Origin of the sequence: Nitrosospira multiformis (assembly GCF_900110185.1) — a bacterium.
In the GTDB taxonomy this organism is placed as follows: domain Bacteria; phylum Pseudomonadota; class Gammaproteobacteria; order Burkholderiales; family Nitrosomonadaceae; genus Nitrosospira; species Nitrosospira multiformis_A.
Genome location: NZ_FOCT01000011.1, coordinates 50,227 through 76,651, shown reverse-complemented (window position 1 = coordinate 76,651; position 26,425 = coordinate 50,227). Strand labels below are relative to the sequence as shown.

Here is a 26,425-nt window from a genome sequence, read left to right as displayed (position 1 = left end):
TAATAGATGTACCTCCGCACTTCCATTTTGCAGTTGCCTATTTTGAAGTTGCCGGGACGCCGGGAAGAGAAACAATATTTCGTCCATCTCGGTTGATCTTCATCCCTCAAGCCCCGCTGAACGACAAATCATGAATCTGAATCTTTAAGGAGCAGCATGAAAAACCTGTTTTTGTTATTTTTTTTGGCGGTTTTTTCCAGCACCGTTACCGCTAACGAAGAGGATTACAAGCTGTGTACGATAGGGGGTTATTTTTCAGGCACAAACGACAAATTCCTGAGCGGATTAGCCGCACACATTGCCGAAAAGAAGCATGTTTTTGGTGACCCCATTTGCGACGCAGCGTGGGCGAACGGCTACAGGGTCGGCGAAAAGCTGACGAAGACAGGAAAGATCAAGGACCCATCCGAGCGGGAGATTATCCAGCAGGCGACCGCATTCAGTTCAAAGATATACGAGACCATCAGTTCCCGCATAAAATTTTAGTGGCGTCCGGTCCAGTTTCCATTTCCGCATTTCTGCAATCCGGACATAAGTAGGACTGGCGCAGACATTCCCGTCATAAATTCAAGCTCAGCCCAAGATTTTTGTTTTCGCAGGGAATTTTTCCAATGATTCGCGTCTAAGACTGTGCGAGCGAAGTTTTTTCGCGCGCGTTTGCTCTCCTTGATAAAGCAGTACAGGGTCAGCAAGCAGGTTATATTCTTGACATCTAATCCGTACAGGAGGTAATCATGGAAATGGCAATTCTTGTAGCTGGTATAGGTGCGGTCGCTCTTTGGTTCTTTCTCACCAAAGACGGACGGAAAGAATAAAAACCGGTTTTCTTGGAATCTGAGTAGAGCTCTGGGGAAGGATGTTTTTCCAACTGCATGGAACTCGGAGCGAGTGACTCAACGGCCGGTGTGCTTGTAACCCGCCCTCTGCGTGTGGGTCAGGTGCCCCGGCTTCTTCATTTAGCGATGGCCCAGGTTACTGCCTTACTTGATCCGCCGCTCGCTATTATCCTCATTACCGCAATTCTTCCGGTTTCGCCGCCCCCAGTGCAGACTTACTTCGCCCCCTGCACGCAATCACATTCACCAGCTGCGTTCATTGAACATCGTTCGTCGTGTTTCTCTCTGCCCTTTCTTTAAGGACTGCCCTCTTCCTCCTGATTATTTCATTTCTCATTTCATTGAACTGTTCCCGCACTTCATGCTCGATAAACACCTTTCCCACTACCGCAGGAATCCAGACTTTCGGGATAGCCTCAGTACGATGAACCACGCGAGTCCCTCCGGCCTCATCAGTCAGGTAAGTAGTACCTTCCAATTTGTGCATGTTGCCACTAATCAAATGCGTCAATATCTTATGGTAAGGGATCAATCTTACTTCCCGTGTTGACTCGAACGGATAGCGGATGGGGCCGTAAGTGGCAGTGCCGCTCTGGAAAATAGTAAACTTGTCTTCAGAAACACTGACAACCTTGCTCTCCTTCAAGTTGGAGACAAAATCAGCCATACTGTCGAAGTCGGTGAGCACGTCCCAGACCTCCTGCTGGCTTGCTGACACGGTAAAATTAAGATCAATAATAATGTTTTCCCCGACCATGCTGACCTGAACTTCAATGTCTCTACCCTGAGGCGAGGCTGCTGACGATCCTGCCATGAATGGCATTGACCACAGAAATAGCAAGAAGGAAGCATTTCTCATTGGGTCTTACAAGAGAAGAGGCCGTTACCGTTTTTGGATGTGTTCGCTTGGATTGGAAAGTGGTTTGACAAGTTTATTCTAGGCGGGTAGGTAAATGTTGCCGTACCGCGCTTATTGTCTGGCATCCTTAAAATTCGTAAAAATACTGGCAATAGAAACTCATTCCAGAGCATCCAAGGGAGTTGGCTAAGGTGATCAATAGGGCCGCTCAATCGTCCAGCTCCAGACAACAACACGAAAGAGTTGCTAACACCATCATGACTGAATAGCTGAGCCTGGGCTGAGAGCGTGGTGTACAATCCTCGTCCAAGGGTCGCCTTGGCTTGAGGCTGCTGCGTATTGGTCGCGGCTGAGTTCGCAAGCCAATCGCGGCCTTTGCCGTTTTTGTCAATCCCCAAGACAGTGCTTCCCAGTGAAGGTTACGCATCTGTGCAAGCACCAATGTTTATCTCTCCCAGGACTGCTCCGACAGTTCCGGGTACCCGTCCCGTATTTCCATCCCGTCAGTCTACGGTTTTCCCCGGGTCTTGTTGGTTCTGTCAGATCAACGATTGGCAGGATCTCCTTCAGGTCAGTTCTCCATGCCTCACCTGATAATGAGCAAGATTTAACGCGCGCACTCTTGCACATTCGGCAATCTGCTCTGCCGTAGTCTCGGCAAGCAGTATATCGGCCAGTTTGTAGCCAGCCCGCTACGATTTTACCAGCGCCTCCCTTGACCATACTGTACTTACGTCCAATTGCTGACTCTGCACTGAGACATAAAATAGAGCGCGTTGTTGTTATTGCAAAAAGAGTAGAATGCCGAATTTTTACGGATGAGTATGAGTTAGTGCTGTATGCATATCTATCCCAATTCAAGTGCCAACCTTAAAGAAGGACAAATGAAAAGAATATTGCTAATTGCCACCATTCTGATGGTCGCTGCCTGTGCACCCACCCGCACTGTTCAGGAAGGCGTCAAGGATCCCGGCCCCCGAGTTGTCGCAAGCCCATTGCCTGCAAATCAGCGTATGACAGTAGGGATTGCCCGTTTTACTAATGAATCTGTTTACGGAAGTGGGCTTTTCACAGATGCCTCGGGTGACAGAATCGGCAAGCAAGCATCTGACCTGCTTGCGCGTCATCTTGTAGCAACACAGCGCTTCAACGTCGTCGAGCGGCAGGATATCGGGAAACTGGCCGCGGAAGCCGATCTGATGGGGTTAAGCAAAGAACAGTTCAAACAGAACCTGATGGGAGTAGACGCCCTCATCATGGGCTCAGTCGCTGAATTGGGCAGAGACACCACCGGTAATACGTGGCTGATTGGCAAAAGCAAGACCCAGCGTGCACGTGCGCGTGTGGTATTGAGGCTGGTTGATCCCAAAACCGGGCAAGTTTTTTACACTCAGGAAGGTGCAGGCGAGGCGGATTTGTCCTCCAGCAGCACCCTGGGCTTTGGAGGAGCTACCGGATTCGATTCGACTCTGGAAGGCAAGGCCATTGATGCTGCCATCGTCAACATGATGAACAATGTTATGGCAACGCTTGAAGCACGCCGTAACCAGATGCAATAGTCGATCATGCGAACAGTAAAAGGCTTCACTCGTCCCCATGCGGCTAGAATTTTTTTCAAGTTATGCCTTTCCGGCATCCTCGCAAGCTCGCTAGCGGGCTGTGCAGGACCTTCAATCTACCATTGGGGAAAATTTGAAGACGGACTCCATGAACGTTACGTAGGTCAGAACCATGCAGAGGCAGATGTTTATCTGTTCGAGACCATTAGCGCTGCTGAGCAACAGAATTTAAAGGTTCCTCCGGGTGCCTACGCCGACTACGGCTTTGTGCTTTTCAAACGAGGTGATCGTGAGGGAGCGATCTCATACTTTGAAAAAGAAAAGCGGATGTTTCCCGAGTCGAGTGCCTTTATGACTAAATTGATTGAGCGCGTCCAACAAAAGGAAAAAGAGGCGGGGGAAAAAACGCAAACCAACGCTACTGTGAATATTGGTGCCAAGCCATGAAAGGGATTTTCATCACAATTACTACCATATACATGGTGAGCCTGCTTTCAAGTTGTGCGATACAACCGGAAAAAAATGATCTCGCAGCGTTCTATGCCCATCAGCCGCGCTCGATCCTGGTTGTCCCGGTCGTTAACAACACAACGGAAATCAGCGCTTCACCCGTTTTTGTTTCAACAATAACCAGGCCTTTGGCCGAACGGGGCTATTATGTTTTCCCCGTCTACCTGAGTGATCTTGTCCTGCGAGACTTCGGCCTTGCGGAGGCAGGACACATTCACCTGCTTCCTACCCAACGCCTGTATGAGCTGTTTGGTGCGGATGCGGCCCTCTTCATTACCATTAAAGACTGGAGCAGCAAATACATTGTTCTTGCCTCCACCGTAACGGTCGAAATGGACTATGAGCTGAAGGATACAAGGACAGGCACTCTTTTATGGCAATCAACACAAAAGGTTGTCCATAGCTCAGGCGGGGCAGGGGGTGGATTGATAGGGATGGCGGTGGCAGCGGCGGTAAACGCAATGGCAACAGATTACCTGCCACTCGCGCGGCGGGCAAACGATCAGGCTTTTATAGCTCCGAAGGGCTTGCCGGCTGGCCCTTACAACCTGGAATACGGCAAGGATCGGGATAAGTTTTAAACAAAAACGCGATATTCAGAGCCTCGATATTGCACGAGTTACAGCGAAAAGGTCATGAGGTATTAGAAGGAAGCACGTTTACGTGTTAAGGCACAATCCGCCGCTGTGATTCTCATTAAGTCCCTTGCATCGAGCAGCGGCAGCGTAATAAAAAACCCGCTTCGGCGGGTTTTTTATTACCACAAGTTAAGTATTTAACGTTATATATGGAAACCGCTCGCCTAGTCTCCCGTTCATAAATCTATACAATTTTTGTAAATTCGGGTTACAAAACGGTTACATTTTGGGGAAAAGAAAAACGAGTTACATAAGATATTCCGTAACTAATTGTTTTTCTGGTAGGCCGTGGCAGATTCGAACTGCCGACCAACGGATTAAAAGTCCGCTGCTCTACCGGCTGAGCTAACGGCCCATAGGTGCGAGGGGACGTGCATTATACCGACTCACTCTCCCGATATAAAGTTTTTTGACCACCTTGTAGAGCAATCGGTCTTGTAAACAGCTGCTCGAATTGCGTTTCATCACGGAACCGCTTTTGTTATTCTGTGCGGAGGCTTGTTAAGGAAATAATTTTTGAGCAGCGATGTGATCGTGATGGGTGGCGGAATTGCCGGGCTTGCCACCGCGTGGGAATTATTGCGTTCGGGCGCGACAGTTACCGTACTTGAGCGCAATCTTTGCGGTCAGGAAGCATCCTGGGCGGGTGCCGGCATACTCTCGCCGTTGTTGCCATGGGATTATCCGCAAGCGGTTACACGGCTTACACAGTTTAGTACTCATCTGTTTCCCCGATTTGTTGACGCGTTGCAGGCGGAAACGGGCGTCGATCCGGAATATCAGGCCAGCGGCATGCTGGTGCTGCCCGATTCATCCTCCCAGGCCTATGTCGAGCCGGGGACGTTTGATAAGTGCAGCCGGATGCTTCTGGCCAAGCGCTGGTGCGCTCGTCATGCCATACCCGTGCAGGAAGTTCAATCCAGGCAAATAGCCCCTTCGCTCATGCGCGACACGGCTGCGCTCTGGCTGCCCGAAGTATGCCAGGTAAGAAATCCGCGTTTGCTGCAGGCGTTGATAAAGGCGGTGAAGGCGCTTGGCGGTAAAGTTGTGGAGCATGCCGAGGTTGCCGGGTGGAAGATCGAGCGGGGACATGTCCAATCCATCAGTACCGTGGCGGGCGAGCGTCGTTCCGCAGGGCAGTATGTTGTTGCCGCAGGGGCATGGAGCAGGCGGCTTCTTGCCGAGCATGCGGCAGCGCTGGAAGCCTGGCCGGTCCGCGGCCAGATTCTGTTGTTCAAGGCTCAGCCAGGATTGCTCGAGCCGATGGTGTTCGACGAGCGGGACAATTTTTATCTCATCCCCCGCCGGGACGGGCACATACTTGCAGGCAGCACCCTGGAGGAAGCCGGTTTCGACAAAAGTACGACGCCCGAAGCGCGGGAAACATTGCTTGCCAGGGCGCAAGCCCTGGTTCCTGTTCTTGCTGAAGAGATGATCGTCGCGCATTGGGCAGGCCTCCGGCCGGCTTCCCCTCATAACATACCTGTGATTTCCATGCATCCAGCGATCTCCAACCTGTATCTCAACAGCGGTCATTATCGCTACGGTGTCACCATGGCACCCGGCAGCGCGCAGCTTATCGCGAACATGATTCTGGGCAAACTCCAGTCGCTCGATGTGACCTCCTATCAGTGGCCGATTTGAACCGGTAAGCTTGAATCCAATAAGTCCGGTTATCGACCAGGGAGGCAGCTTGCGGAACTCATTCTTGTCGGCTTTATGCTGGGGACGGGGGGTGATAACATTGCACCACTTCAGTAAAGGACTCAATAAAGAACTCAGGGCATAGAATTATGGCTGGTCACAGCAAGTGGGCTAATATCAAGCACAAGAAAGCCGCGCAGGATGCGAAGCGTGGCAAGATTTTCACCCGTCTCATCAAGGAAATTACCGTTGCCGCGAGACTCGGCGGCGGAGATCCGAACAGCAATCCGCGATTGCGTCTGGCCGTCGATAAGGCTTATGAACAGAACATGCCCAAGGAAAATATCGAGCGCGCGATCAAGCGTGGGAGTGGCGATCTGGAGGGTGTGAATTACGAAGAAATACGCTACGAAGGTTACGGCATTGCCGGTGCGGCTGTGCTGGTCGATTGCATGACCGACAATCGCGTGCGTACCGTGGCGGACGTGCGTCACGCTTTTACCAAATACGGCGGTAATCTCGGCACGGATGGTTCGGTAGTTTTTCTTTTCAAGCACTGTGGCCAGTTGCTGTTTGCCCCGGGCACGGATGAAGACAAACTGATGGAAGTAGCCCTGGAAGCCGGCGCCGAGGACATTATCAGCAATGATGATGGCAGCATCGAAGTCATCACCGCGCCGTATGAATTTGTCGCGGTGAAGGAAGCGTTGGAAAAAGCAGGGTTCAAGGCAGAGTTGTCCGAAGTGACCATGAAGCCCGTCAATGAAACCGAATTGATCGGGGACGATTCGGTAAAAATGCAAAAGCTGCTCGATGCTTTGGAAAGCATCGACGATGTACAGGAAGTCTATACAACCGCGGTGATCGACTGAGCAGGTTTTTTTCCGACAGGAAAATAAAAAGGCAATAAAATCCGTATACTAGGCATAGACCCAGGGCTGCGGCTAACCGGTTTTGGAATCATCGACAAGACCGGTGGCAAACTGGTCTACGTCAGCAGTGGCCGCATCAGGACAGTTGAGGGTGAATTGCCGTTGCGTCTCAAATCCATCATGGATCACCTCAACGAAGTCATCGCGGAGCACAAGCCTGATCATGTCGCGATCGAGCAGGTGTTTGTCAATGTCAATCCCAAATCCACCTTGATGCTCGGGCAGGCGCGCGGAGCGGCGATATGCACGGCAGTGCTGAATAATCTGTCCGTTGCAGAGTATACGGCGCTACAGATCAAGCAGGCGGTGGTCGGCGAAGGCCATGCCCGGAAAGAACAGGTACAGGAAATGGTAAGACGGCTATTGCGCCTCACCGGCCAGCCTGCAACGGATGCCGCTGACGCCCTTGCCTGTGCTATTTGCCATGCCCATGGAGGCTTGGGGCTCGGTGCCCTGTCGACCGCCGGTTACCGGGTAAAACGGGGGCGCCTCATATGATCGGCAGAATAAGCGGGCTCCTGCTGGAAAAATTTCCCCCGCTAGTGCTGGTTGACGTCCAGGGTGTGGGTTATGAGATCGACGTACCCATGAGCACGTTCTACAACCTGCCGGCCGTCGGGACGCAAATCACGCTCCACACTCATTTCGTCGTGCGCGAAGACGTGCATTTGCTTTTCGGTTTCGCTACGGAAGGCGAGCGGCAGGTTTTTCGCCAACTCGTAAAAATTTCCGGTGTTGGGGCGAGAACCGCGCTTGCTTTGCTATCCGGTTTGAGCGTGACTGACTTGCATCAGGCCGTGTCCGAGCAGGATCCTGCCCGTCTGATCAGGATTCCCGGCATCGGCAAGAAGACAGCCGAGCGCTTGCTGCTGGAATTGCGCGACAAACTTGACCTGGCCGTGTCCGCGATTCCGGGCGCAGCGGGAGCCCGACGGCCTTCAACGATGGGAAGCGATGTGCTGAATGCCCTGTTGTCTCTAGGGTATAATGATCGCGAGGCCAATTGGGCGGTCAGTCAGCTATCCGTGGACCTTTCCGTTTCGGACGGCATAAGACAGGCATTGAAGCTCTTGTCAAAAGAGAAATAACGTCTTTGTAGGCAGTGGAGAAATCCCGTCCTTCGGATTACCGCTCCGGTCGCCGATTTCCTGATATGAATTTGCCCGTGCAATTCAATTCGATCAGCAGAAAACCTGGCGGAGATAGCCGCTTTTTGAATTGGGAATGATAGAAACAGACCGCTTGATTACCCCTGCACCCATCTCTTTAAAAGAAGAGGATCTGGAGCGGGCGCTGCGGCCGAAGCATCTGGCCGAATACATAGGCCAGGAAAAAATTCGTGGGCAGTTGCAGATATTCATCGAGGCGGCCAGGCGGCGCAGGGAAGCGCTCGATCATGTACTGCTGTTTGGTCCACCCGGCCTTGGTAAAACCACCCTTGCCCACATCATTGCCAAGGAGATGGGCGTGGGGCTGCGCCAGACCTCCGGCCCGGTGCTGGAACGTCCAGGCGATCTTGCGGCCCTGCTGACCAATCTCGAACCAAACGATGTTTTGTTCATAGATGAAATCCATCGTCTCTCCCCGGTCGTGGAGGAAATTCTCTATCCGGCACTGGAGGATTACCAGCTAGACATCATGATCGGAGAAGGCCCTGCGGCCCGTTCGGTCAAGCTTGATTTGCCGCCTTTTACCCTGGTCGGCGCGACGACCCGCGCCGGCATGTTGACCAATCCGCTACGTGATCGTTTTGGCATCATCTCGCGCCTGGAATTTTACTCCGTCGAAGAACTCACCCAGATCGTTATGCGCTCCGCCGCCTTGTTAGGAGCAGACATCTCTCCCGATGGTGCCACTGAAATTGCGCGTCGTTCGCGTGGAACGCCTCGCGTTGTCAATCGTCTTTTACGACGTGTGCGTGACTTCGCAGAAGTCAAGGCGGAGGGCCGTATCAACCGGCAGGTGGCCGACGCTGCCCTGCTCATGCTGGACGTAGATGCAATCGGACTCGATGTGATGGATAGAAAGCTGCTTCTCACCGTAATGGAAAAATTCGGCGGCGGTCCGGTTGGTGTCGATAACCTTGCCGCCGCCATCAGCGAAGAGCGCGGAACCATAGAAGACGTACTCGAGCCCTACCTGATCCAGCAAGGGTATATGAAGCGCACGCCGCGCGGACGGATGGCGACGTCCATCGCGTATCAGCATTTTGGCCTGGCCCTGCCGAGGAATGGACTCAGCGGGGATTTGTGGGATGAGAATCAGTAGTAAATTTCCCGTGATGCAATCGTAGCAGCCGGCGAACTGGTCGCGATGTCGGCATCGATTTCTCAATTGATCAGATAGAGATGTCTTACTCAGGTTCCGAGATTCCCTTTTCTTTACCCGTCCGCGTCTATTATCAGGATACCGATGCAGGCGGCGTGGTTTATCATTCAACTTATCTCGATTTCATGGAGCGTGCCCGCTACGAGTGGTTACGCGAATTGGGGTTCGATATTCATTCATTAAGTCAGATTCATAAGGTGATTTTCATGGTACGTTCGCTTGGCATTGAATACTTTAAGCCGGCCCTGCTGGATGACTTGCTGCACATTACGGCGCAGGCAGTGGAACTGGGCAGAAGCCGCATCACGATCGCGCAACGGGTCTTGCGGGGCGATGTTACGCTCGCTGCCGCTACCGTGCAGGCGGTGTGCGTGGGAGTGGATAGTCTGAAACCGGTGAGCGTCCCTGCTGCCTTGCGCCTCAAGCTTGGAAAATTATCATGAGTCCGACTGTTAGCCAGGATATGTCCCTTTTTCAGCTCGTCGGCAGCGCGAGCTTGCCGGTGCAGCTGGTGATGCTGTTGCTGGTGATCGCTTCACTGATGTCATGGTGGTACATTTTTCGCAAACTGTTTGTCATCCGCGAGGCGGAGAGACAGTGCGATGAATTCGAGAATGTTTTCTGGAAAGGAACCGATCTCAACGCGCTTTTCCAGAGCGCTGCTGCTTCCCGTCATACCGCGGGCAGCATGGAGCGGATCTTCGAGGCAGGTTTCCGGGAATTCATGAAGCACAGGCGTCAGCCGGGAATGGATACCGGCACGGCCATGGACAGTACTCGTCGTGCCATGCGGGCGACCTATCAACGCGAAATGGATCGTCTTGAATCGCATCTCTCGTTCCTTGCGACGGTCGGCTCCGTAAGCCCATATGTGGGATTGTTCGGTACCGTCTGGGGCATCATGAATTCATTTCGCGGTTTGTCCAATGTCGCCCAAGCCACCATCGCCCATGTTGCGCCAGGGATTGCCGAGGCGCTGATTGCCACCGCCATGGGCCTGTTTGCCGCGATCCCCGCGGTTATCGCTTATAACCGCTATGCCAGCAGCATGGACAGGCTGGCCACGCGGTTCGAGAGCTTCATGGAAGAAATGTCGAATGTTCTGCAGCGGCAGGCCGGCGGTTAGGAACGTAAATAGGATAATTTTGGAGAGCGGAGACTGTGACTGAGCGGCGCGCCAGAAGGCGCCTGATGAACGAGATAAACGTAGTACCCTACATTGACGTGATGCTGGTGCTGCTCGTCATTTTCATGATCACGGCGCCGCTTATCACTCCGGGCGAGATTGAGCTGCCGCAGGTTGGCAAGTCGCTATCCCCGCCGGTTGCTCCGCTCGAGGTGATTGTCAAGGCCAACGGTGTTCTGGCACTGAATGATCGCTCTGCCAGAGAGGGCGAGAAGCAGGTCAGTCGTAAGGAGCTTGTTGAGGTGATCAAACAGAAACAGGCGGAAAATGCCGAACAGCCGGTGGTGATTGCCGGCGACAAAAATGTGCGCTACGAGGAAGTGATGAACGTAATGGATATTCTGCAGCAGCAGCAGGTGAAGAAGGTGGGACTGCTAGCCAGATCGAAATGAGCACACTTCTGAAAATTCGAATTTGCAGTTATCTTTGCAGTCGTCCGTTGCAAGCTTTCGTTGCTCGCAAAAGACGTGTTTCTGGACGTGCTTCTGCTCATTCAGCGTATTTCGACGCTGGAACTTGTGTTTCCCCCCAGACTGCTGAATGAGCGTGCTTGTAAGTTTGAGTTAGACGCCCACAACGAATACGAATGCCATGGCGTTGAGAAAATTCGTTCGACCTGAACCAGGGCGAGTGCCGGCGGCAGTGCTGGCAGTGCTGGTTCACCTCGTTTTTTTCGCTTTCCTGATTTTCGGTCTCAATTGGAAAACCGAGTCACCGGAAGGGATGATGGTGGATTTATGGAGCAGCCTTCCACCTGCACCGGCAAAGACAGCGCCTCCCCCGCCGCCCAAGCCGGTTGAGCCGGCTCCGGAGGTAAAGCCACCTGAAACAAAACCGCTGCCCAAGCCGGAACCGCTCAAGCCGGAAACGCCGCCTCCCTCTAAACCTGATATCGCCATAAAGGAAAAAACCGAGAAACCCAAGCCGGAAAAAAAACCGGTAGAAAACAAGCTGCAACTGGAGAAAGAGCGTAAGGAGAAAGAGCGTAAGGAAAAAGAGCGTAAGGAAAAAGAACTGCAGGAGAAAAAAGAACAGGAGCAGAGGGAAAAAGAACGGAAAGAAAAAGCCGAGAAGGAGCGGAAAGAGAAGGAGCGCAAGGAAGAAGAACAAAGAGAAAAGGAGCGGAAAGAGAAGGAGCAGAAGGAGAAAGAACGAAAGGAAAAAGCCGAGAAGGAACGGAAAGAGAAGGAGCGCAAGGAAGAAGAACAAAGGGAAAAGGAACGGAAAGAGAAGGAGCAGAAGGAGAAAGAACGAAAGGAAAAAGCCGAGAAGGAACGGAGGGAGAAAGAACAGCAGGCGCGGGTTGCAGCAGAAGTGGAGCAACTTCGGCGCGAACAGGAAGAACGCGACAGGCTTCAGGCCGAGGCGGCAGCGCAAGCGCGGCTGGCGAAGGAGATTGACGAATATAAGGCGAGAATCCTGGCCAAGATAAGAAGGAATATCGTGATGCCGCAGGATCTGCCTGGAAATCCGGTTGTCGAGTTCGATGTTACTGTGCTTCCGGGGGGCGATATCCTTGATGTCAGGCTGCGCAAGAGCAGTGGATTCGCCGCTTTCGACAGTGCGGTAGAGCGGGCTATTGCCTTGTCCAAGCCGCTGCCGCTGCCGCCCGATCCTGCGCTTTTTCCGAAGTTCCGCAACTTGAGTGTCAAGGTGCATTACCTTGAATGACTGGTATAATCTGTTGTTTCAAAATTAACTTATGGCCATTGCTATGCTGCCCATGCCGTCCCGCTCGCATAAACTTTCCGGCTATGCTGCCGTTTTGTTCTTTTTGTGGCTGGTCTGCTCGCCAGTGCAGGCCGCTCTCAACATCGAAATTTTCGGTGGAGGCGCCAACCAGATTCCTGTCGCGATAGTTCCCTTTTCGGGAGAGGAGAGACTCGGTGCGCAAAGCCTTACACCCGTCATTTCGGCGGATCTGCAACGTACAGGACTATTTAAGCTGGTCGATACCGGAGGACTGCGACCGCATGAGCCGGTCGAGGTTTCGTTCCCGGATTGGATCAATCGGGGTGCGAGCGCGCTCGCCATTGGTACCGCGATACCCGTCTCCGGAGGGCAGATATCGATCCGCGTGCGGTTGCTGGATGTGGCAAGGCAGGCAGAACTGGGAAGTTATGTCGAGACAGTGCCACCGGAGCAGCTACGTGCTGCCGCCCACCGCATTGCCGACATGATCTACGAAAAGCTGACCGGTGACGTCGGCGTGTTCAGCACTCGTATTGCCTATGTGATCAAGCAGGGGAAGAAATACTCGCTCCAGGTGGCAGATGCAGACGGGTTCAATGCCCAGCCAGTCATAGAATATACGGAGCCGATCATATCGCCGGCCTGGTCCCCGGACGGCACCCGACTTGCATATGTATCTTTCGAGAACAAGAAGCCGGTGGTTTACGTTCAGACCCTTGCGACCCGGACGCGCAAGGCGGTCGCAAATTTCAGGGGGAGCAATAGTGCGCCGGCATGGTCCCCCGATGGCAAGAAGCTTGCGGTTGTGCTATCTGTAATGGGTGGGTCGCAAATCTTTCTGATCAACTCCGATGGCGGCGGACTCCAGCGCCTTACTCAGAGTTCCGGCATCGATACCGAGCCAAGTTTTTCGCCGGACGGCCGTTATATCATTTTCACTTCTGACCGTGGCGGCAGCCCTCAAATTTATCGGATGCCTGTCACAGGAGGTGTATCCAAAGTTGCGGAACGTCTTACTTTCGAAGGAAGCTACAACGTGAGTCCGCGTTACAGTCCTGATGGAAAAGGTTTTACTTTTATCCACCGCAGCGGCGATAGATTCAACGTGGCGATTCAGGACTTTGCGAGCGGGCAGGTGCGGTTGCTCACGGATTCGAAATTCGACGAATCGCCAAGCTTTGCCCCTAACGGCAGAATGGTTCTTTATGCAACTGAAATACGGGGTCGTGGTATATTATCCGCGGTTTCGAGTGACGGGAGAACTCGGCAGCAGCTTTCAACGCAGACGGGTGATATAAGAGAACCGGCGTGGGGTCCGCTACGGCGTCTGCAGTAATTCCAGTGTATTTTTGGCTAACCTAAAAGGGAATAGAAATGAAAAAAGTTTTGGGCGTGTTATTGATCAGCCTGTTGACGGCATGCGCCAGCCAGACAAAGCAGCCCGGCGACGCGGATATGGAAGATAGAGATCGATCCAGGGATGCTGCCGCCGCGCAAAGAGAGGGCATGCAGGCTGAGGATTACACATCTCCAACCCTCAATCCGCTTACCGATCCGAACAGCATTCTTTCCAAGCGCAGCATTTATTTCGATTTCGACAGCTATGTAGTAAAGGATGAATTCAGATCTCTGGTCGCGGCACATGCGAAGTATCTGCGTGAGCATTCCAATGCCAGGGTGTTGCTGCAGGGAAATACGGACGAGCGTGGCAGTCGCGAGTATAACCTGGCGTTGGGCCAGCGCCGTGCGGACGCGGTCAAGTATGCAATGACCCTCTCAGGTGCCCAGGAGGGGCAGATTGAAGCCGTGAGCCTCGGCGAGGAAAAACCCCATGCAATGGGCCATGACGAAGCTGCATGGGCTGAAAACCGCCGCGTGGATATCCGTTATCAGGGTGAATAATCATGCTCCAGCGCGCTTTCCTGCTGTCGGTTCTGATTGTCTGTAGTTCGGTTCATGCGAGAACCTTCGATGATGACAGGGCGCCGCGCCGCATGGTCGCGCAGCAGGCGATGGGCGAACTGAGGAATCAGGGACAAACGTTGGAATCTCGTGTTAGCAGGCTCGAAGAAGATCTCGGTAGCCGGCCATTGCTGGAACTTCACAACCAGATAGAAAGCCTGCGGCTCGATCTGAACAGGTTACAGGGCCAGATAGAAGTGCTGGTCAATGAAAATGAACTGGCGCAGAAACGGCAGCGGGATTTCTACGTTGATCTCGATAACCGGCTCAGGCGGCTGGAGCAGGCGGAAGGAGCCGATGGGACGACCGCGCCCAGATCGGGGATGTCCTCCCCCGCTGCATCCAGCTCCGCCATTGATTCCAACGCAGGTCCGAATTCCAGTCAGGGAGTGAAAGGAACTGCGTCCGCTGCTGCTCCTGCCTCGGCTTCTGCCGCTTCGTCCGAATACGGTACGCCTGCCAACAGGAATCCTGTCGCCGATGGCTCCGATGGCCGCGCCTATGAGAGCGGATACGATCTGTTCAAGACAGGTAAGTACAAGGAAGCCATATCCAGTTTCAACAGTTTTCTCAGGTCTTATCCCGAATCGAGTTTTGCTGCCAGCGCCCACTACTGGATCGGAAATTCCTTTTATGCATTGCGCGAGTTCAAGAATGCCGTTGCCGCACAGGAAACGCTGATCAAAATCTATCCGGACAGCCCCAAAGTACCGGATGCGATGCTCAACATAGCCAGCAGCCAGTTGGAGCTGAATAAAAAAGATGCCGCCCGGACAACTCTGGAAAGCGTCATCGTCAAATATCCCGGCAGCGACGCAGCAGACAAAGCCAAACGGCGGTTAACCAGTATCAAATAGCGGTATGTGCCGGCAGGACATTTTCCTGCCGGCTTCCGTCCTGTATATATGGTTCAGACCCTGTCCCCGGATTCCCCACATCTGTCCAGAAAGATTCCATCTTCCGCGGAAGCGGCAAGCTTGCGGGTCAACGAGATTTTTCTATCCCTGCAGGGAGAAACCAGTCGTGTAGGATTACCGACTGTTTTCGTGCGGCTCACCGGTTGTCCCCTGCGCTGCGGCTACTGTGATACTGCTTATGCGTTCCATGAGGGCGAGCGCCTCTCCCTTGCCGCTATTCTGTTGGAGGTGGCAAGGCATGGGACGCGTCATGTTACCGTGACAGGGGGCGAGCCTCTGGCTCAAAAAGAGTGCATGACTTTGCTTCGATTGCTGTGTGATACGGGTTATTCGGTATCACTGGAAACCAGCGGTGTCCTGGATATATCCAAAGTGGATGAGCGCGTGTCCAGAATCCTGGACCTCAAAACGCCCGGTTCCGGAGAGGTGGAAAAAAATCTCTGGAGCAACATTCAGTACCTTACAAGCCATGACGAGGTAAAGTTTGTGCTCTGTGACGAAGGCGATTACCGGTGGGCGATCGAGATGATGGGTAAGCATCGGTTGGACCGTACTTGTCCTGTATTGTTTTCTCCCGTACATGGCAAACTGGACGCGACTGTCCTTGCGGAATGGATCTTACGGGATCGGTTGCCCGTGCGCATGCAGGTTCAGTTGCACAAATTGCTGTGGGGGGAGGGCCCGGGACGATAACGGGTACTAACGGGGTAAAATAGACCGCGTCGTGACTCGTTTTTTACAACTTTATGGTTAAGGCAGTCGTCCTGTTGTCAGGAGGTCTGGACTCGGCCACCGTCCTTGCTATCGCTCGCCAGCAAGGATATGAGTGCTATGCCTTGAGTGTGAGCTACGGCCAGCGCCACAGCGCGGAGCTCGCGGCGGCAAAAAATCTTGCCCACTCCTTGGGTGCCGCGGCCCATAAAGTCATTCAAGTGGATCTTTCCACATTCGGGGGTTCCGCGCTTATCGACAAAGAGCGTGAAATTCCGACGGACGGGATTACGCCCGGCATCCCGAGCACTTACGTACCCGCGCGTAATACCATCATGCTTTCCCTTGCCCTGGCCTGGGCCGAAGTGCTCGGGAGCGGAGATATTTTCATCGGGGTTAACGCAATTGACTATTCCGGCTATCCCGATTGCCGTCCTGAATATATCGAAGCCTTTGAAACCATGGCGAACATCGCGACAAAAGCCGGGACTGAAGGGGCACGCCTCACTATTCACGCGCCTCTCATGAACTTGTCGAAGGCGGAGATCATAAAGAGGGGATGCGTGCTGGGCGTTGACTACAGCATGACCGTTTCCTGCTATCAGGCGGACGATGCTGGATTGGCCTGTGGCGTATGTGATTCCTGCCGGTTACGACGGGCGGGCTTTGAATCGGCGAATGTTCCCGACGTAACGCGTTATCACGCAGGTTTCAGGCAGGCGACTGCTCCCTGATACTCAAACAGAAGGTATAACGCCTTGCTTGTTTCATGATTCCCTGGCTCTCGTCTGATTCACCTTTCCCTCCGCTGCACACCGCGCTCATTCAGCCCAATGGCCTGCTGGCAGTAGGGGGTGATCTCTCGCCGCGTCGGCTTATCGAGGCTTACAGCCAAGGAATTTTTCCATGGTTCAACGATGGAGACCCCATTCTCTGGTGGAGTCCGGATCCGCGCATGGTGCTGTTTCCGAGGGAGCTTAAAGTATCTCGTTCGCTGCAAAAATCGCTGCGAAAGGGTAATTATGAAATCCGTACCGACTGGAATTTCACCCAGGTCATGCAGGCCTGCGCTGCACCGCGGAGAGACGGTTGTGGAACCTGGATACAGGATGAAATGATTTTCGCTTATAGCGTGTTGCATGAAATGGGCTTCGCCCATTCCGTAGAAACCTGGATGGACGGCAAATTGGTAGGAGGACTATATGGAGTTGCGCTGGGACGAGTCTTCTTCGGTGAATCCATGTTCTCGCGCGTATCCGATGCTTCCAAAATCGCATTTGTGCATCTGGTGCGGCAACTGGAGCGACGGGGATTTGAAATGATCGATTGCCAGATGAAAACCGCCCATCTTGCCTCCCTCGGCGCGCGTGAAATCCCTCGCAAGGAATTTAGTCAAAGATTGAAAGAATTGGTAAACTATATGGAACGAGGCGAAAAATGGTGTTTCGATCATGAGCAAGTTAAATGATCTTCCTGCATCCACGCTGCAGTTCTACACTACCGCGTCTTATCCATGCAGCTATCTCCCTGAGCAGCTGGCGCGCTCGCAGGTAGCTACTCCCAGTCATCTGATTGACACCATTGTTTATGGCGGGCTCGTACAAGCTGGTTTTCGTCGCAGCGGGGCTTTTACTTATCGTCCTTTCTGCGACAATTGCCGCGCCTGCCTTCCGGTGCGGGTGGTAGTTGACAGCTTGGCGCCACGCCGAAGCCAGCGCCGTTCCTGGGATCGACATCGGCATCTGGTTGCGACTCAGCACGATTTATATTATCACCCCGATCACTACGCGTTGTATCTCCGTTATCAGGCTCAGCGCCACTCGGGTGGCGGCATGGATCGGGATAGCCGCGAGCAGTACCGGCATTTTCTGCTGCCCAGCAACGTCGATTCGAAACTGGTGGAATTCCGGGAAAACGGGGTTTTACGAATGGTCAGCATCATCGATGAGCTGCCTGACGGAATATCGTCGGTCTATACATTTTTCGACCCGGATGTACCGGGCGCGAGTTTTGGTACCTATAATATTTTGTGGCAGGCGCACCAGTGCCGTGAATTGAAGCTCCCTTATCTTTACCTCGGCTACTGGATCAAGGATAGTCGAAAAATGGCGTACAAAGCGGCATTCAGGCCGTTGCAAGCGTTAATCAATGGCCAATGGGAACCTCTGGAAAATATCTCCGATTACCCTGCCTGCACCTCCCCCTGAAACACACTTTATTCACCGCTTAATTTATCGCTTATTTACCGCGTTGCCGCCCGGATAGCCGCTGCCCGTTTAGCCAGCGGCTCAGCCTTGTGGGGATAACCAATTTCCCTATACAGCTGCGCCAGATTTTCCAGGCTCGTCGCCACATTCGGGTGATCCGGGCCGAGCGTTTCTTCCGAGATGAGCAGCGCACGGCGAAACAGCGGTTCAGCGTGAGGATATTTACCCTGGTCCTTATACAGTCCGCCGAGATTATTCAAACTCAAGGCGACGTTGGGATGATTCGGCCCGAAAGCTCTTTTCGTGATTGCAAATACACGCTTGTATAAAGGTTCAGCTTTCGCATACTGCTTCTGAGCATTGTAAAGCAAGGCGAGATTGTTGAGACTCATGGCCAGGTTGGGATGGTGCGGGCCTCCCGTTTTTTCCAATATTGTCACTGCCCGTTTAAGGAGGGGTTCGGCCTGAGGATATTGTCCCTCCGCCTGATATAGCTGCGCCAGATTGTTCAGGCTTGCAGCGACGTTAGGATGCTCCCCTCCGAAAGCTTTCTCATCGATCGCCAGCGCGCGCTTGTAAAGCGACTCGGCTTCCGCATAATCCCCTTTGTTCCGGTACAGCATGGCCAGGTTATTCAGCGTTGCGGCTACTTCCGGGCTTTCTGCGCCCAATGATTTTTCAAAAATTGCCTGCGCACGCTTGAGAAGCGGCTCCGCCTCCTTATAGTGCCCCTGAGCACTATGGATCATGGCAAGGCTGTTGAGACTGGTAGCGATATCCGGATGATCTGGCTCCAACCCCTGTTCTGCTGCTTGCAGCGCCTTCTTCGCCGCTACCGCTGCCCCTTTATAGTCTCCCTGCTGATAAAGTGTTTCCAACTCATCATTGAACTTGTCCCATAATGTGGCGGCGCGAGCAGTTCCCGAAAATAAAATGAGAACCAGGATCAGAGAAAGGTGCTGCAACTTCATGAATGCTCCTGTTCAAGACTGATGCAACCGATATCACCCGGTAGGGTCTTCAATATGACAGGCATGGCGTCTGAGCTCCGCCTGCCGCCTGTTATCATGGATCACAGACCCCGTATAGACCGGATCAGGTAACAAGCGTTCACCCCGGCGGCAATGGTAAAATGAACGATGCTTTACTCATTGCTCCGTCCGCTGGTATTTGCCCTCGAACCCGAAACCGCGCATCGTATTGCCTTCAATGCGATGGAGACGGCCCATCGGCTTGGGCTCTACCATGCGCATCCCGTGCCCTGCCGTTCTCGCAGCATAATGGGGCTGACTTTTCCCAACCCTGTCGGCCTGGCAGCGGGATTGGACAAGAATGGCGAACATATAGACGCGCTGGCGGCCCTTGGATTCGGATTTATCGAAATTGGCACGGTCACGCCCCGGCCACAGCCGGGAAATCCGAGGCCCCGATTGTTTCGCCTGCCGCGGGCAAATTCCATTATCAACCGCATGGGCTTCAATAATAACGGTATCGAGCGTCTTGTCGCAAACGTGAAGACGATGGACTACAAAGGCATCCTGGGGATCAACATCGGGAAAAACTTCGACACCCCGGTAGAAAAAGCCGTGGATGACTATCTGATATGCGTGCGCAAGGCGTATCGCTACGCCAGTTATATCACCGTCAACATTTCTTCTCCAAATACCCCTAATCTTCGGCAGCTGCAACAGGCCACAGAACTGGATTCCCTGCTCGCCACGCTGAAACTGAATCAGCAGCGTCTGGCTGACGAACATGGAAAATACACGCCACTTCTGGTGAAAATCGCTCCTGACCTGGAGTTGCCGGAAATCGATTCCATCGCCGCGCTGTTGATGAAGCATCGGATTGACGGTGTTATTGCCACCAATACCACCCTCTCCCGGGCAGGTGTGGAAACACTTCCCCATGCGCGGGAAGCTGGCGGATTGAGCGGCGCGCCGCTTGCAAAACGCGCGACTTCAGTCGTCGCGCGCCTCCACCATGCCCTGCAAGGGGCTCTGCCCATTATCGGGGTGGGCGGCATCATGGATGCGGCCGGCGCTACCGAAAAAATCGAGGCGGGCGCCAGTCTGATACAGGTATACAGCGGCCTCGTTTATCGCGGTCCTCATCTCGTACGTGAGATTGCACAGGGACTGTGCAATGCAGATGAGGGACGTCTCGATGTCGCCAGTTCGACATGAAAGACATTTCTCTGGCAGAGGAAATTGACGCCATCCTTCCGCAAACCCAGTGCCGCCAGTGCGGGTTTTCGGGTTGCAGGCCTTACGCCGAAGCAATTGCAGAGGGGCGGGCACAGATCAACCAATGTCCCCCGGGTGGAGAAGACGGCATCCATCAACTGGCTCGACTGCTGAGGTTAGAGCCCCTTCCTTTGAATACAGCTCACGGCGTGTTCAAACCGAAAGAGGTGGCATTCATTGATGAGCAAATCTGCATAGGTTGTACCTTATGCATACAGGTCTGCCCGGTGGATGCGATTGTGGGGGCGCCGAGACAAATGCATACGGTTATTTCCGCGGAGTGCACCGCCTGCTCGTTATGCCTGGAACCCTGCCCGGTAGACTGCATCCAGATGGTTCTCCCGAAGGAGCGTTCTTCGGGCGCAGAGATCGGCGGTCACGTTGCGTGGACTGAGCCGGACCATCAAGACTATGCAATGGAAAAGGTGGAAAAAAAGAAAGCAGCCGACCGTGCACGCGCGCGCTACCAGTTGCGGTTGCAGCGGCTGGAACGCGAGAAACAGGGAAGGGAGGAAAGGCTGGCAAAAAGAACCGAAGCAATAGCCACCGTGGCGAGTTTATCATCCGCGGCCAGTCTTAAAAAAGTCACCATTCAGGCGGCGCTTGAGCGCGCAAGGGCTGCCAAGGCACAAGCGTCGCCCGGAATATCAGAAAAGGAGGGCTGGAGTGACAGAACGTCAGACATTTCTTCCCGCTGATTCATGAATTCAAGCATACGCCGTGAGATTTTTACCCGCTTCAGGGCCGCTAATCCTCATCCTACCACTGAGCTGGAGTACAACTCCCCATTTGAACTGCTGGTAGCAGTGGCGCTCTCCGCTCAGGCGACCGACAAAAGCGTGAATCTTGCCACCCGGAAGCTCTTTCCCAAGGCCAATACACCCGAGGCAATACTTGCAATGGGGGAAGAAGCGTTGAGGGAATACATCAAGAGCATCGGCTTGTACAAAACAAAGGCAAGGAACATCCTTGCAACATGCCGCATACTCATTGAGCAGTATGGCGGAAAAGTGCCCGAAACGCGGGAGCAGCTGGAAAAACTGCCCGGCGTGGGGCGCAAGACCGCAAATGTGTTATTGAATACTGCCTTTGGTCAGCCCACTATTGCGGTGGATACACATATTTTCCGCGTGGCCAATCGTACGGGAATTGCAAGGGGAAAGAACGTGCTGGAGGTGGAGTCAAAGCTCCTCAAGTGCGTCCCCAAAGAATTCCGCCAGGATGCCCACCATTGGTTGATTTTGCATGGGCGCTACATCTGCGTGGCAAGAAAACCAAAATGCGCGATCTGCCTGATAAACGACCTGTGTGAATACGAGTCAAAAAACTTTGAGGATACTCCTCGTTAAAAAATTTGATATTCAATCCTTCCAGAGACCAGGCGCGTCAATTTTTTTTCGAGACCTGGCGCAAATACAAGCAACGGGAAATGCTCAGCGCGATGGAGGACATGGCGCTTGAGGTGATTTTGCAGCACCCGGAATACCATGCGCTGCTTGATGATGTGGAACATCATCAGGATAAGGATTATCTGCCGGAAATGGGCGAAACCAACCCGTTTCTGCACATGGGGATGCATATTGCCATCAAGGAGCAGCTTTCAATAGATCAACCGGCAGGAATCCGTGCGCGGTTCGAGCGTCTGCTGAAGAAAACCGGCAATGAACATGCAGCCATGCACCAAACCATGGAATGCCTGGCGGAAATGATCTGGCAGGCACAACGAAACCAGACCACGTATGACGTTATGGTTTATTTCGAATGCCTGGATAGACAGGGAATTTGATATTCGAAGCGATGCGGGCGGATGCTTCGGCGGGTTATGCGAGTGTCAGACAAGCGGGCAAGAAAGTTACCTGCTATTTTCTCACCCGTGCCCTTCCGTCCCGAAGGCCTTTGGGCAAGCCTCCGAACAAGTTCTCCGCGGAGCGCATTGAAGCACCCGCGGGACTTTATTCAGAGATTCCAATCAATACTTCGTTTTGAGGCCTTTTTGGCTGGCAAAGTAAGCAGCCACGTTTTCGATATCTTCCTTGCTCAGAGCTGCCGCCATACCTGCCATCACAGGGTCTTGTCGAACCCCGGATTTATACTCATTCAAGGTCTTTGCGAGGTAACTCGCCTGTTGCCCGGCCAGTATCGGAAACGCCGGCGCAGGACTATTGCCATCCGGACCGTGACAGGCGGCACATACCTCCGCCGCTTTTTTCTTTCCCGCTTCTATATCCGTTGCCATTCCCTGGCTGGAAATCAGCATTAAGGCTGCGCTTGCAGCGCCAATAATAAGATGTTTCATGAGGCTTTCCTTGCTTGGTCAGTGGTTGTTATTTGCCAGCGCCGGCATAGTACGCGGCCAGATCTTCCATATCCTGTTGAGACAATGAGGCCGCTATTCCCTTCATGCTGGGGTGATTACGTGCCCCGGTCTTGTATGCTTGCAGGGCTTTTACCAGATATTCAGCATGCTGACCGCCGAGTCTCGGCACGTGATATACAGTAGGATAGGATGTCCGGTATCCTTCTATTCCATGGCAGCCGATGCACATGGCATTCTTCTGCTTTCCTGCCTCCGGATTACCTACTGCCTGAGCAGTGCCCGCCAGCGCGAGAAGCAATCCGCATGCAAGTAAACTGACTATTGCAGGTCTTTTCATTATCAGTCCCTCTTTACAAAAAGAGCGACTCTAAACGATGTGCCATTTCTGGTCAATGAATAAAACGCTAGAATAACGGGAACTTACCGTTATTTTTTCTGTCCTGCGGCAGAGTTTTTCACTTCGAGTTCCTCCCACCGGGTAAGACAATTCGTCAGCTCCTCCTCAATCGCGGTAAAGCGCCGCTGCAACACAGCAGCTTTTTCCGGAGAATCACGGTAGATATTCGGCAAACATAACTGACGGGAGACCTCCGCCTGCTCCTTCTCCAGGAGTTCGATCCTTCCAGGCAATTCCTCAAGTTCGCGGGTTTCCTTGTATCCCAGTTTAACGGAAGGTGGGGTCGCGCATGCTTTAAGAGGTGCCGGTTGAGATGGCTTGGGAACCGGCTGTCTGCCTGCTGTCTTCTGAAAACTTCTGGCGCGCATCCAATCCTCGTAACCGCCAATATATTCCCGTAATATGCCCTCTCCCTCGAAGGCAATTACCTGGGTTACCACATTGTCGAGAAATTCGCGGTCGTGGCTTACCAGGAAGAGCGTTCCCGAGTAATTCTGCAGCAATGCTTCAAGCAGTTCCAGCGTTTCGATATCAAGGTCGTTGGTCGGTTCATCGAGAACCAGCACATTGGCGGGACGAGTGAACAGCCTTGCCAGCAGCAACCGGTTGCGTTCGCCGCCGGAAAGCGATTTTACGGGCGAGCGTGCCCGCTGCGGAGCGAACAGGAAATCTTCCAGATAGCTGATGACATGCTTTCTGGTACCCCCGATATCGATGAAATCCGAGCCTTGACTGATGGTATCGACCAGGCTTGCATCCTCATTGAGCTGCTCCCGCATCTGGTCGAAGTAGGCAACGGCTACTTTCGTGCCTAGCCGGACGCTACCGCTGTCCGGCTGCAACTCGCCCAGGATCAGTTTGAGCAGCGTGGATTTTCCAGCACCGTTGGGTCCGAGCAGTCCGACGCGGTCTCCACGCATGATCCGGCACGAAAAATCCTTGATAACCGCTTTGCTTCCGTAGCTTTTGCTGACATGCTCTAGTTCCGCCACCATTCGCCCGGATTTAATGCCTTCTTCCAGGCTTAAGCTAACCTTTCCCGCCTGCTCGCGCCGGGCAGCGCGCTCCTGCCGCAGGGCTTCGAGCCGTCGCACCCGCCCCTCGTTACGCGTGCAACGCGCCTGCACCCCTTTACGTATCCAGATCTCTTCCTGCGCCAGCACCTTATCGAATTTCTGATTATGGATCGCCTCGACTTCGAGCATCTCCATCTTCTTTCGCTGGTATGCGGAAAAATCGCCTGGAAAGCTCGTCAGCTTTCCCCGATCGAGTTCGACGATGCGAGTAGCCACATGGGTGAGGAAGCGGCGGTCATGAGTGACGAATACGACACTCCCCGAAAAATCCTTGAGCAATCCTTCCAGCCATTCGATTGCCAGAAAATCCAGATGGTTGGTCGGCTCATCCAGCAACAGCACCTCGGGCGATATCACCAGGGCGCGTGCCAGTGCCACCCGCTTTTTCTGTCCCCCGGAAAGTTGCCTGATCAAGGCATCGGCAGGAAGATCAAGCTTGCCGATGGCGGTTTCCACTCTTGCCTGGATACGCCAGCCATCCTGTGCTTCCAGCTCGGCCTGGAGTTTCGCCAGTCGCGCTAGAAGAGCGTCGGTATTACCTGCACCGTCGCTCAGTAAATGAGACGCCTCATGATACTGGATCAGCATCTTGCTGACTGACCCCAATCCCTTCGCTACTTCCTGAAATACTGTGAGATCAGGATCCAGTTCCGGTTCCTGTGGGACATAGGCGAGCTTCAGTCCCGGGGTATACCAAACCTTGCCGTCATCCGGTTGCATCTCGCCCGCGAGAACGCGTAGCAGACTCGACTTGCCCCCGCCGTTCCTGCCGATGAGCGCCAGGCGCTCACCGGGATCGAGCTGCAGATCCACTCGGTCGAGCAAGGCATGGTGGCCGAAGGCCAGACTCGTTTTTTCAAGCGTGAGCAGAGGCATGACGGGAGCAGGCTGAACAGGGGAAATTTATAAGGGGCGCAATTCTGCCATGTTCCCCGCAACTTGGCAAAATCGACAAAGGGGAGCAGTCAGCGGGGTAGCGGAAGGCGCGGGGAGCTACCGCACGGCCGTGCCCTTGCAATCGCCTGAGTCGCGTCACGCCAGCCTTCACACGCGTTTCGCCCTAACCGGCCACGCGCCACATTGAGCAGTCCTTTGCATTTTGCATAGAATCGAAAAAATCGCAGCACTTTCTGGCGCTGCAATATGTCCAGCGGCAAGTCGCTACAGATAAGCTTGTCATCCAGCATGCCGTGATCCACCATGCGAATGGCACCCCAAGCCTTTGCCCGTACGCGGGTGCCAGCAGGCAAACGGGGACCGAGCACCAGTGCATCCAGGAGATCGCCATCGAGGCCGAGATAGTCCGGGAGTGAGCCGTAGTTGAACGGGCAAGGCAGGGGTGAGATAAAATCCACTTTTCCGGTGGAGCCGCGTTTGATAAAACTCCCGCGCGGAACCTCGATGACCACTTCCACCAGCGGCGGCTCTTGCTGCATCTCGCTGACCACGCATCGGTCCGGGTTTGTACTGCTTGCTTCAAGGTTGTCCTGCATCCCGGACTTGTTCCTGCCCGGTCTGATCTCAATCATTTTTTTGAAACCCTGCCGCATCCTATTGCTCGATCTGGCCGTTGCTTCTTTCCACCAGCAGGGTATGCAATCTGCGGCTGTCCGCGCGAAGCACCGTGAACTTGAAACCTCCGACAATGACTGATTCACCTCGTTTCGGCAGGCGTCCAAATTCGTGCAATACTAGACCTCCGATCGTATCATAGTCGGATTCGTTTAATTCCGTTTCAAGTCTTTCATTGAAATCCGCGATCTCGGTAATCGCCTTGACCCGGTAATGACCGCTTGGCGTCTGCACAATGTTGTCTTCCACCTCGTCGAAATCATGTTCATCCTCGATATCGCCGACAATCTGCTCCAGCACGTCTTCGATCGTCAGCAATCCTGCAACGCCTCCATACTCGTCCACGACGATGGCGATGTGATTGCGATTGGTACGAAAGTCGCGAAGCAGGACATTGAGGCGTTTGGATTCAGGAATGAATACCACCGGTCGCAACATGTCGCGCACGTCAAACTCTTCCTCTGCCGCGTAATACCGCAGCAGATCCTTTGCCAGCAATATACCGATAACATTGTTTTTGTCATTTTCGGTAACCGGAAAACGCGAATGCGCTTTCTCGATCACATCGGGGATGAATTTCTCGGGTGGATCGCTGATGTCTATGACATCCATCTGCGAGCGGGGAACCATGATGTCGCGTGCCTGGATCTCAGATACCTGTATTACACCTTCTATCATGCTCAACGCATCGGAATCGAATAAATTGCGTTCGTACGCGGCATGCAGCAGGGCCATCAATTGGACCCGGTTTCCCGGTTCGCGCAGGAGCATGCCACTTATGCGTTCCAGCCAGCCAGGTTGGGGAGGATCATCCATTTGTAAAAGTTAACATAGCC

31 protein-coding genes and 1 tRNA gene are annotated in these 26,425 nt (G+C 53.5%); 24 read left to right on the top strand and 8 right to left on the bottom strand.

From position 1 onward, the window contains the following. Positions 1–156: 156 nt before the first annotated feature. Positions 157–486, top strand: coding sequence for a hypothetical protein (locus BMY01_RS12625; protein WP_074747909.1), 330 nt, complete (start codon positions 157–159; stop codon positions 484–486). Between the two features lie 606 nt (positions 487–1,092). Here the strand turns inward: BMY01_RS12625 and BMY01_RS12620 are convergent. Further along, positions 1,093–1,650, bottom strand: coding sequence for an SRPBCC family protein (locus BMY01_RS12620; protein ID WP_074748020.1), 558 nt, complete (start codon positions 1,648–1,650; stop codon positions 1,093–1,095). A 929-nt stretch (positions 1,651–2,579) separates the two neighbouring features. On the opposite strand from BMY01_RS12620, the gene BMY01_RS12610 reads away from it, so the two are divergent. The 3 genes from BMY01_RS12610 to BMY01_RS12600 are packed head-to-tail and all read left to right on the top strand — an operon-like array spanning position 2,580 to position 4,345. Next, positions 2,580–3,254 carry a CsgG/HfaB family protein gene (locus BMY01_RS12610; RefSeq protein WP_074748017.1) on the top strand — a complete coding sequence of 225 codons (675 nt, stop codon included), beginning with the start codon at positions 2,580–2,582 and terminating at the stop codon, positions 3,252–3,254. 6 nt (positions 3,255–3,260) lie between these two features. Continuing rightward, entirely contained in the window at positions 3,261–3,701 is a 441-nt protein-coding gene (locus BMY01_RS12605; RefSeq protein WP_074747903.1) for a DUF4810 domain-containing protein, read from the top strand. After that, positions 3,698–4,345, top strand: a complete 648-nt coding sequence (locus tag BMY01_RS12600; protein ID WP_074747900.1) for a GNA1162 family protein — start codon at positions 3,698–3,700, stop codon at positions 4,343–4,345. Before BMY01_RS12605 ends, BMY01_RS12600 begins: the two co-directional genes overlap by 4 nt. A 336-nt stretch (positions 4,346–4,681) precedes the next feature. On the opposite strand, the gene BMY01_RS12595 is transcribed toward BMY01_RS12600, so the two are convergent. Next, a tRNA-Lys gene (locus BMY01_RS12595) sits at positions 4,682–4,757 on the bottom strand. Positions 4,758–4,918: 161 nt separating this feature from the next. Here BMY01_RS12595 and thiO point away from each other — a divergent pair. The 16 genes from thiO to BMY01_RS12515 all read left to right on the top strand — a co-directional run bounded on the left by thiO (position 4,919) and on the right by BMY01_RS12515 (position 17,981). Beyond that, positions 4,919–6,046: a glycine oxidase ThiO gene (gene thiO, locus BMY01_RS12590; RefSeq protein WP_074747897.1), complete on the top strand. Its 1,128-nt coding sequence runs from the start codon at positions 4,919–4,921 to the stop codon at positions 6,044–6,046. Between the two features lie 149 nt (positions 6,047–6,195). After that, on the top strand, positions 6,196–6,918 hold the full coding sequence (locus BMY01_RS12585) for a YebC/PmpR family DNA-binding transcriptional regulator (protein ID WP_074747894.1): 723 nt from the start codon (positions 6,196–6,198) through the stop codon (positions 6,916–6,918). Between the two features lie 39 nt (positions 6,919–6,957). Beyond that, positions 6,958–7,476, top strand: coding sequence for a crossover junction endodeoxyribonuclease RuvC (gene ruvC, locus BMY01_RS12580; protein WP_074747891.1), 519 nt, complete (start codon positions 6,958–6,960; stop codon positions 7,474–7,476). Continuing rightward, positions 7,473–8,066 (top strand): Holliday junction branch migration protein RuvA, encoded by a 594-nt coding sequence (gene ruvA / locus BMY01_RS12575; RefSeq protein ID WP_074747889.1) that lies wholly within the window; start codon positions 7,473–7,475, stop codon positions 8,064–8,066. The genes ruvC and ruvA overlap by 4 nt, the downstream gene beginning before the upstream one ends. A 136-nt stretch (positions 8,067–8,202) precedes the next feature. Beyond that, complete coding sequence (gene ruvB, locus BMY01_RS12570) at positions 8,203–9,246, top strand: Holliday junction branch migration DNA helicase RuvB (RefSeq protein WP_074747886.1); 1,044 nt, start codon at positions 8,203–8,205, stop codon at positions 9,244–9,246. 80 nt (positions 9,247–9,326) lie between these two features. Beyond that, entirely contained in the window at positions 9,327–9,749 is a 423-nt protein-coding gene (gene ybgC / locus BMY01_RS12565; protein ID WP_074747883.1) for a tol-pal system-associated acyl-CoA thioesterase, read from the top strand. Next, positions 9,746–10,432 (top strand): protein TolQ, encoded by a 687-nt coding sequence (tolQ, locus tag BMY01_RS12560; RefSeq protein WP_011381996.1) that lies wholly within the window; start codon positions 9,746–9,748, stop codon positions 10,430–10,432. The genes ybgC and tolQ overlap by 4 nt, the downstream gene beginning before the upstream one ends. Positions 10,433–10,497: 65 nt before the next feature. Continuing rightward, entirely contained in the window at positions 10,498–10,884 is a 387-nt protein-coding gene (gene tolR / locus BMY01_RS12555) for a protein TolR (protein ID WP_074747880.1), read from the top strand. Positions 10,885–11,083: 199 nt separating this feature from the next. Beyond that, on the top strand, positions 11,084–12,163 hold the full coding sequence (gene tolA, locus BMY01_RS12550; RefSeq protein WP_074747877.1) for a cell envelope integrity protein TolA: 1,080 nt from the start codon (positions 11,084–11,086) through the stop codon (positions 12,161–12,163). A 31-nt stretch (positions 12,164–12,194) separates the two neighbouring features. Next, a complete protein-coding gene (gene tolB / locus BMY01_RS12545) occupies positions 12,195–13,520 on the top strand; it encodes a Tol-Pal system beta propeller repeat protein TolB (RefSeq protein WP_139176913.1) in 1,326 nt (441 codons plus the stop codon). Between the two features lie 38 nt (positions 13,521–13,558). Further along, a complete protein-coding gene (pal, locus tag BMY01_RS12540; RefSeq protein WP_074747874.1) occupies positions 13,559–14,086 on the top strand; it encodes a peptidoglycan-associated lipoprotein Pal in 528 nt (175 codons plus the stop codon). Between the two features lie 2 nt (positions 14,087–14,088). Continuing rightward, positions 14,089–15,003, top strand: a complete 915-nt coding sequence (ybgF, locus tag BMY01_RS12535) for a tol-pal system protein YbgF (RefSeq protein ID WP_074747872.1) — start codon at positions 14,089–14,091, stop codon at positions 15,001–15,003. 48 nt (positions 15,004–15,051) lie between these two features. Continuing rightward, positions 15,052–15,756 (top strand): 7-carboxy-7-deazaguanine synthase QueE, encoded by a 705-nt coding sequence (queE, locus tag BMY01_RS12530; protein ID WP_254772735.1) that lies wholly within the window; start codon positions 15,052–15,054, stop codon positions 15,754–15,756. 53 nt (positions 15,757–15,809) lie between these two features. Next, positions 15,810–16,508: a 7-cyano-7-deazaguanine synthase QueC gene (gene queC, locus BMY01_RS12525; RefSeq protein ID WP_074747868.1), complete on the top strand. Its 699-nt coding sequence runs from the start codon at positions 15,810–15,812 to the stop codon at positions 16,506–16,508. A gap of 35 nt (positions 16,509–16,543) precedes the next feature. Next, complete coding sequence (gene aat / locus BMY01_RS12520; RefSeq protein ID WP_074747865.1) at positions 16,544–17,242, top strand: leucyl/phenylalanyl-tRNA--protein transferase; 699 nt, start codon at positions 16,544–16,546, stop codon at positions 17,240–17,242. Then, positions 17,226–17,981: an arginyltransferase gene (locus tag BMY01_RS12515; protein ID WP_074747862.1), complete on the top strand. Its 756-nt coding sequence runs from the start codon at positions 17,226–17,228 to the stop codon at positions 17,979–17,981. The genes aat and BMY01_RS12515 overlap by 17 nt, the downstream gene beginning before the upstream one ends. A gap of 35 nt (positions 17,982–18,016) precedes the next feature. Here the strand turns inward: BMY01_RS12515 and BMY01_RS12510 are convergent, their stop codons facing one another. Further along, positions 18,017–18,952 (bottom strand): tetratricopeptide repeat protein, encoded by a 936-nt coding sequence (locus tag BMY01_RS12510; RefSeq protein WP_074747859.1) that lies wholly within the window; start codon positions 18,950–18,952, stop codon positions 18,017–18,019. A 168-nt stretch (positions 18,953–19,120) separates the two neighbouring features. On the opposite strand from BMY01_RS12510, the gene BMY01_RS12505 reads away from it, so the two are divergent. The 4 genes from BMY01_RS12505 to BMY01_RS12490 are packed head-to-tail and all read left to right on the top strand — an operon-like array spanning position 19,121 to position 22,013. Then, positions 19,121–20,167, top strand: a complete 1,047-nt coding sequence (locus BMY01_RS12505; RefSeq protein WP_074747856.1) for a quinone-dependent dihydroorotate dehydrogenase — start codon at positions 19,121–19,123, stop codon at positions 20,165–20,167. Then, positions 20,164–20,925, top strand: a complete 762-nt coding sequence (locus BMY01_RS12500; protein WP_074747853.1) for an RnfABCDGE type electron transport complex subunit B — start codon at positions 20,164–20,166, stop codon at positions 20,923–20,925. Before BMY01_RS12505 ends, BMY01_RS12500 begins: the two co-directional genes overlap by 4 nt. A gap of 3 nt (positions 20,926–20,928) precedes the next feature. Next, positions 20,929–21,576: an endonuclease III gene (gene nth / locus BMY01_RS12495; RefSeq protein ID WP_074747849.1), complete on the top strand. Its 648-nt coding sequence runs from the start codon at positions 20,929–20,931 to the stop codon at positions 21,574–21,576. Positions 21,577–21,584: 8 nt separating this feature from the next. Beyond that, entirely contained in the window at positions 21,585–22,013 is a 429-nt protein-coding gene (locus tag BMY01_RS12490; protein WP_074748008.1) for a DUF1841 family protein, read from the top strand. A gap of 183 nt (positions 22,014–22,196) precedes the next feature. Here the strand turns inward: BMY01_RS12490 and BMY01_RS12480 are convergent, their stop codons facing one another. The 5 genes from BMY01_RS12480 to BMY01_RS12460 all read right to left on the bottom strand — a co-directional run bounded on the left by BMY01_RS12480 (position 22,197) and on the right by BMY01_RS12460 (position 26,405). Then, positions 22,197–22,523: a c-type cytochrome gene (locus BMY01_RS12480; protein WP_074747842.1), complete on the bottom strand. Its 327-nt coding sequence runs from the start codon at positions 22,521–22,523 to the stop codon at positions 22,197–22,199. Positions 22,524–22,551: 28 nt separating this feature from the next. Beyond that, positions 22,552–22,881: a c-type cytochrome gene (locus BMY01_RS12475; protein ID WP_011381980.1), complete on the bottom strand. Its 330-nt coding sequence runs from the start codon at positions 22,879–22,881 to the stop codon at positions 22,552–22,554. An 89-nt stretch (positions 22,882–22,970) separates the two neighbouring features. Continuing rightward, complete coding sequence (locus BMY01_RS12470) at positions 22,971–24,893, bottom strand: ATP-binding cassette domain-containing protein (protein WP_074747839.1); 1,923 nt, start codon at positions 24,891–24,893, stop codon at positions 22,971–22,973. Between the two features lie 89 nt (positions 24,894–24,982). Then, the gene (locus BMY01_RS12465) at positions 24,983–25,546 is read right to left on the bottom strand and encodes an inorganic diphosphatase (RefSeq protein WP_081353921.1); all 564 of its coding nucleotides are present in this window, start codon (positions 25,544–25,546) and stop codon (positions 24,983–24,985) included. Positions 25,547–25,568: 22 nt separating this feature from the next. Further along, positions 25,569–26,405 carry an HlyC/CorC family transporter gene (locus BMY01_RS12460; RefSeq protein WP_074747836.1) on the bottom strand — a complete coding sequence of 279 codons (837 nt, stop codon included), beginning with the start codon at positions 26,403–26,405 and terminating at the stop codon, positions 25,569–25,571. Positions 26,406–26,425: the final 20 nt, after the last annotated feature.

Bases quoted from the DNA above. Each gene is read 5' to 3' on its own strand.
- BMY01_RS12515 (WP_074747862.1), top strand. From the start codon at position 17,226: ATGAGCAAGTTAAATGATCTTCCTGCATCCACGCTGCAGTTCTACACT.
- nth (WP_074747849.1), top strand. From the start codon at position 20,929: ATGAATTCAAGCATACGCCGTGAGATTTTTACCCGCTTCAGGGCCGCT.
- BMY01_RS12475 (WP_011381980.1), bottom strand. From the start codon at position 22,881: ATGAAAAGACCTGCAATAGTCAGTTTACTTGCATGCGGATTGCTTCTC.
- BMY01_RS12500 (WP_074747853.1), top strand. From the start codon at position 20,164: ATGAAAGACATTTCTCTGGCAGAGGAAATTGACGCCATCCTTCCGCAA.
- ybgF (WP_074747872.1), top strand. From the start codon at position 14,089: ATGCTCCAGCGCGCTTTCCTGCTGTCGGTTCTGATTGTCTGTAGTTCG.
- pal (WP_074747874.1), top strand. From the start codon at position 13,559: ATGAAAAAAGTTTTGGGCGTGTTATTGATCAGCCTGTTGACGGCATGC.
- queC (WP_074747868.1), top strand. From the start codon at position 15,810: ATGGTTAAGGCAGTCGTCCTGTTGTCAGGAGGTCTGGACTCGGCCACC.
- BMY01_RS12625 (WP_074747909.1), top strand. From the start codon at position 157: ATGAAAAACCTGTTTTTGTTATTTTTTTTGGCGGTTTTTTCCAGCACC.
- BMY01_RS12605 (WP_074747903.1), top strand. From the start codon at position 3,261: ATGCGAACAGTAAAAGGCTTCACTCGTCCCCATGCGGCTAGAATTTTT.
- ruvB (WP_074747886.1), top strand. From the start codon at position 8,203: ATGATAGAAACAGACCGCTTGATTACCCCTGCACCCATCTCTTTAAAA.
- BMY01_RS12610 (WP_074748017.1), top strand. From the start codon at position 2,580: ATGAAAAGAATATTGCTAATTGCCACCATTCTGATGGTCGCTGCCTGT.
- BMY01_RS12480 (WP_074747842.1), bottom strand. From the start codon at position 22,523: ATGAAACATCTTATTATTGGCGCTGCAAGCGCAGCCTTAATGCTGATT.
- aat (WP_074747865.1), top strand. From the start codon at position 16,544: ATGATTCCCTGGCTCTCGTCTGATTCACCTTTCCCTCCGCTGCACACC.
- tolB (WP_139176913.1), top strand. From the start codon at position 12,195: ATGGCCATTGCTATGCTGCCCATGCCGTCCCGCTCGCATAAACTTTCC.
- BMY01_RS12600 (WP_074747900.1), top strand. From the start codon at position 3,698: ATGAAAGGGATTTTCATCACAATTACTACCATATACATGGTGAGCCTG.
- BMY01_RS12505 (WP_074747856.1), top strand. From the start codon at position 19,121: ATGCTTTACTCATTGCTCCGTCCGCTGGTATTTGCCCTCGAACCCGAA.
- BMY01_RS12465 (WP_081353921.1), bottom strand. From the start codon at position 25,546: ATGATTGAGATCAGACCGGGCAGGAACAAGTCCGGGATGCAGGACAAC.
- BMY01_RS12620 (WP_074748020.1), bottom strand. From the start codon at position 1,650: ATGGCAGGATCGTCAGCAGCCTCGCCTCAGGGTAGAGACATTGAAGTT.
- tolR (WP_074747880.1), top strand. From the start codon at position 10,498: ATGAACGAGATAAACGTAGTACCCTACATTGACGTGATGCTGGTGCTG.
- tolA (WP_074747877.1), top strand. From the start codon at position 11,084: ATGGCGTTGAGAAAATTCGTTCGACCTGAACCAGGGCGAGTGCCGGCG.
- BMY01_RS12460 (WP_074747836.1), bottom strand. From the start codon at position 26,405: ATGGATGATCCTCCCCAACCTGGCTGGCTGGAACGCATAAGTGGCATG.
- BMY01_RS12510 (WP_074747859.1), bottom strand. From the start codon at position 18,952: ATGAAGTTGCAGCACCTTTCTCTGATCCTGGTTCTCATTTTATTTTCG.
- BMY01_RS12585 (WP_074747894.1), top strand. From the start codon at position 6,196: ATGGCTGGTCACAGCAAGTGGGCTAATATCAAGCACAAGAAAGCCGCG.
- tolQ (WP_011381996.1), top strand. From the start codon at position 9,746: ATGAGTCCGACTGTTAGCCAGGATATGTCCCTTTTTCAGCTCGTCGGC.
- ruvA (WP_074747889.1), top strand. From the start codon at position 7,473: ATGATCGGCAGAATAAGCGGGCTCCTGCTGGAAAAATTTCCCCCGCTA.
- queE (WP_254772735.1), top strand. From the start codon at position 15,052: ATGGTTCAGACCCTGTCCCCGGATTCCCCACATCTGTCCAGAAAGATT.
- BMY01_RS12470 (WP_074747839.1), bottom strand. From the start codon at position 24,893: ATGCCTCTGCTCACGCTTGAAAAAACGAGTCTGGCCTTCGGCCACCAT.
- ybgC (WP_074747883.1), top strand. From the start codon at position 9,327: ATGTCTTACTCAGGTTCCGAGATTCCCTTTTCTTTACCCGTCCGCGTC.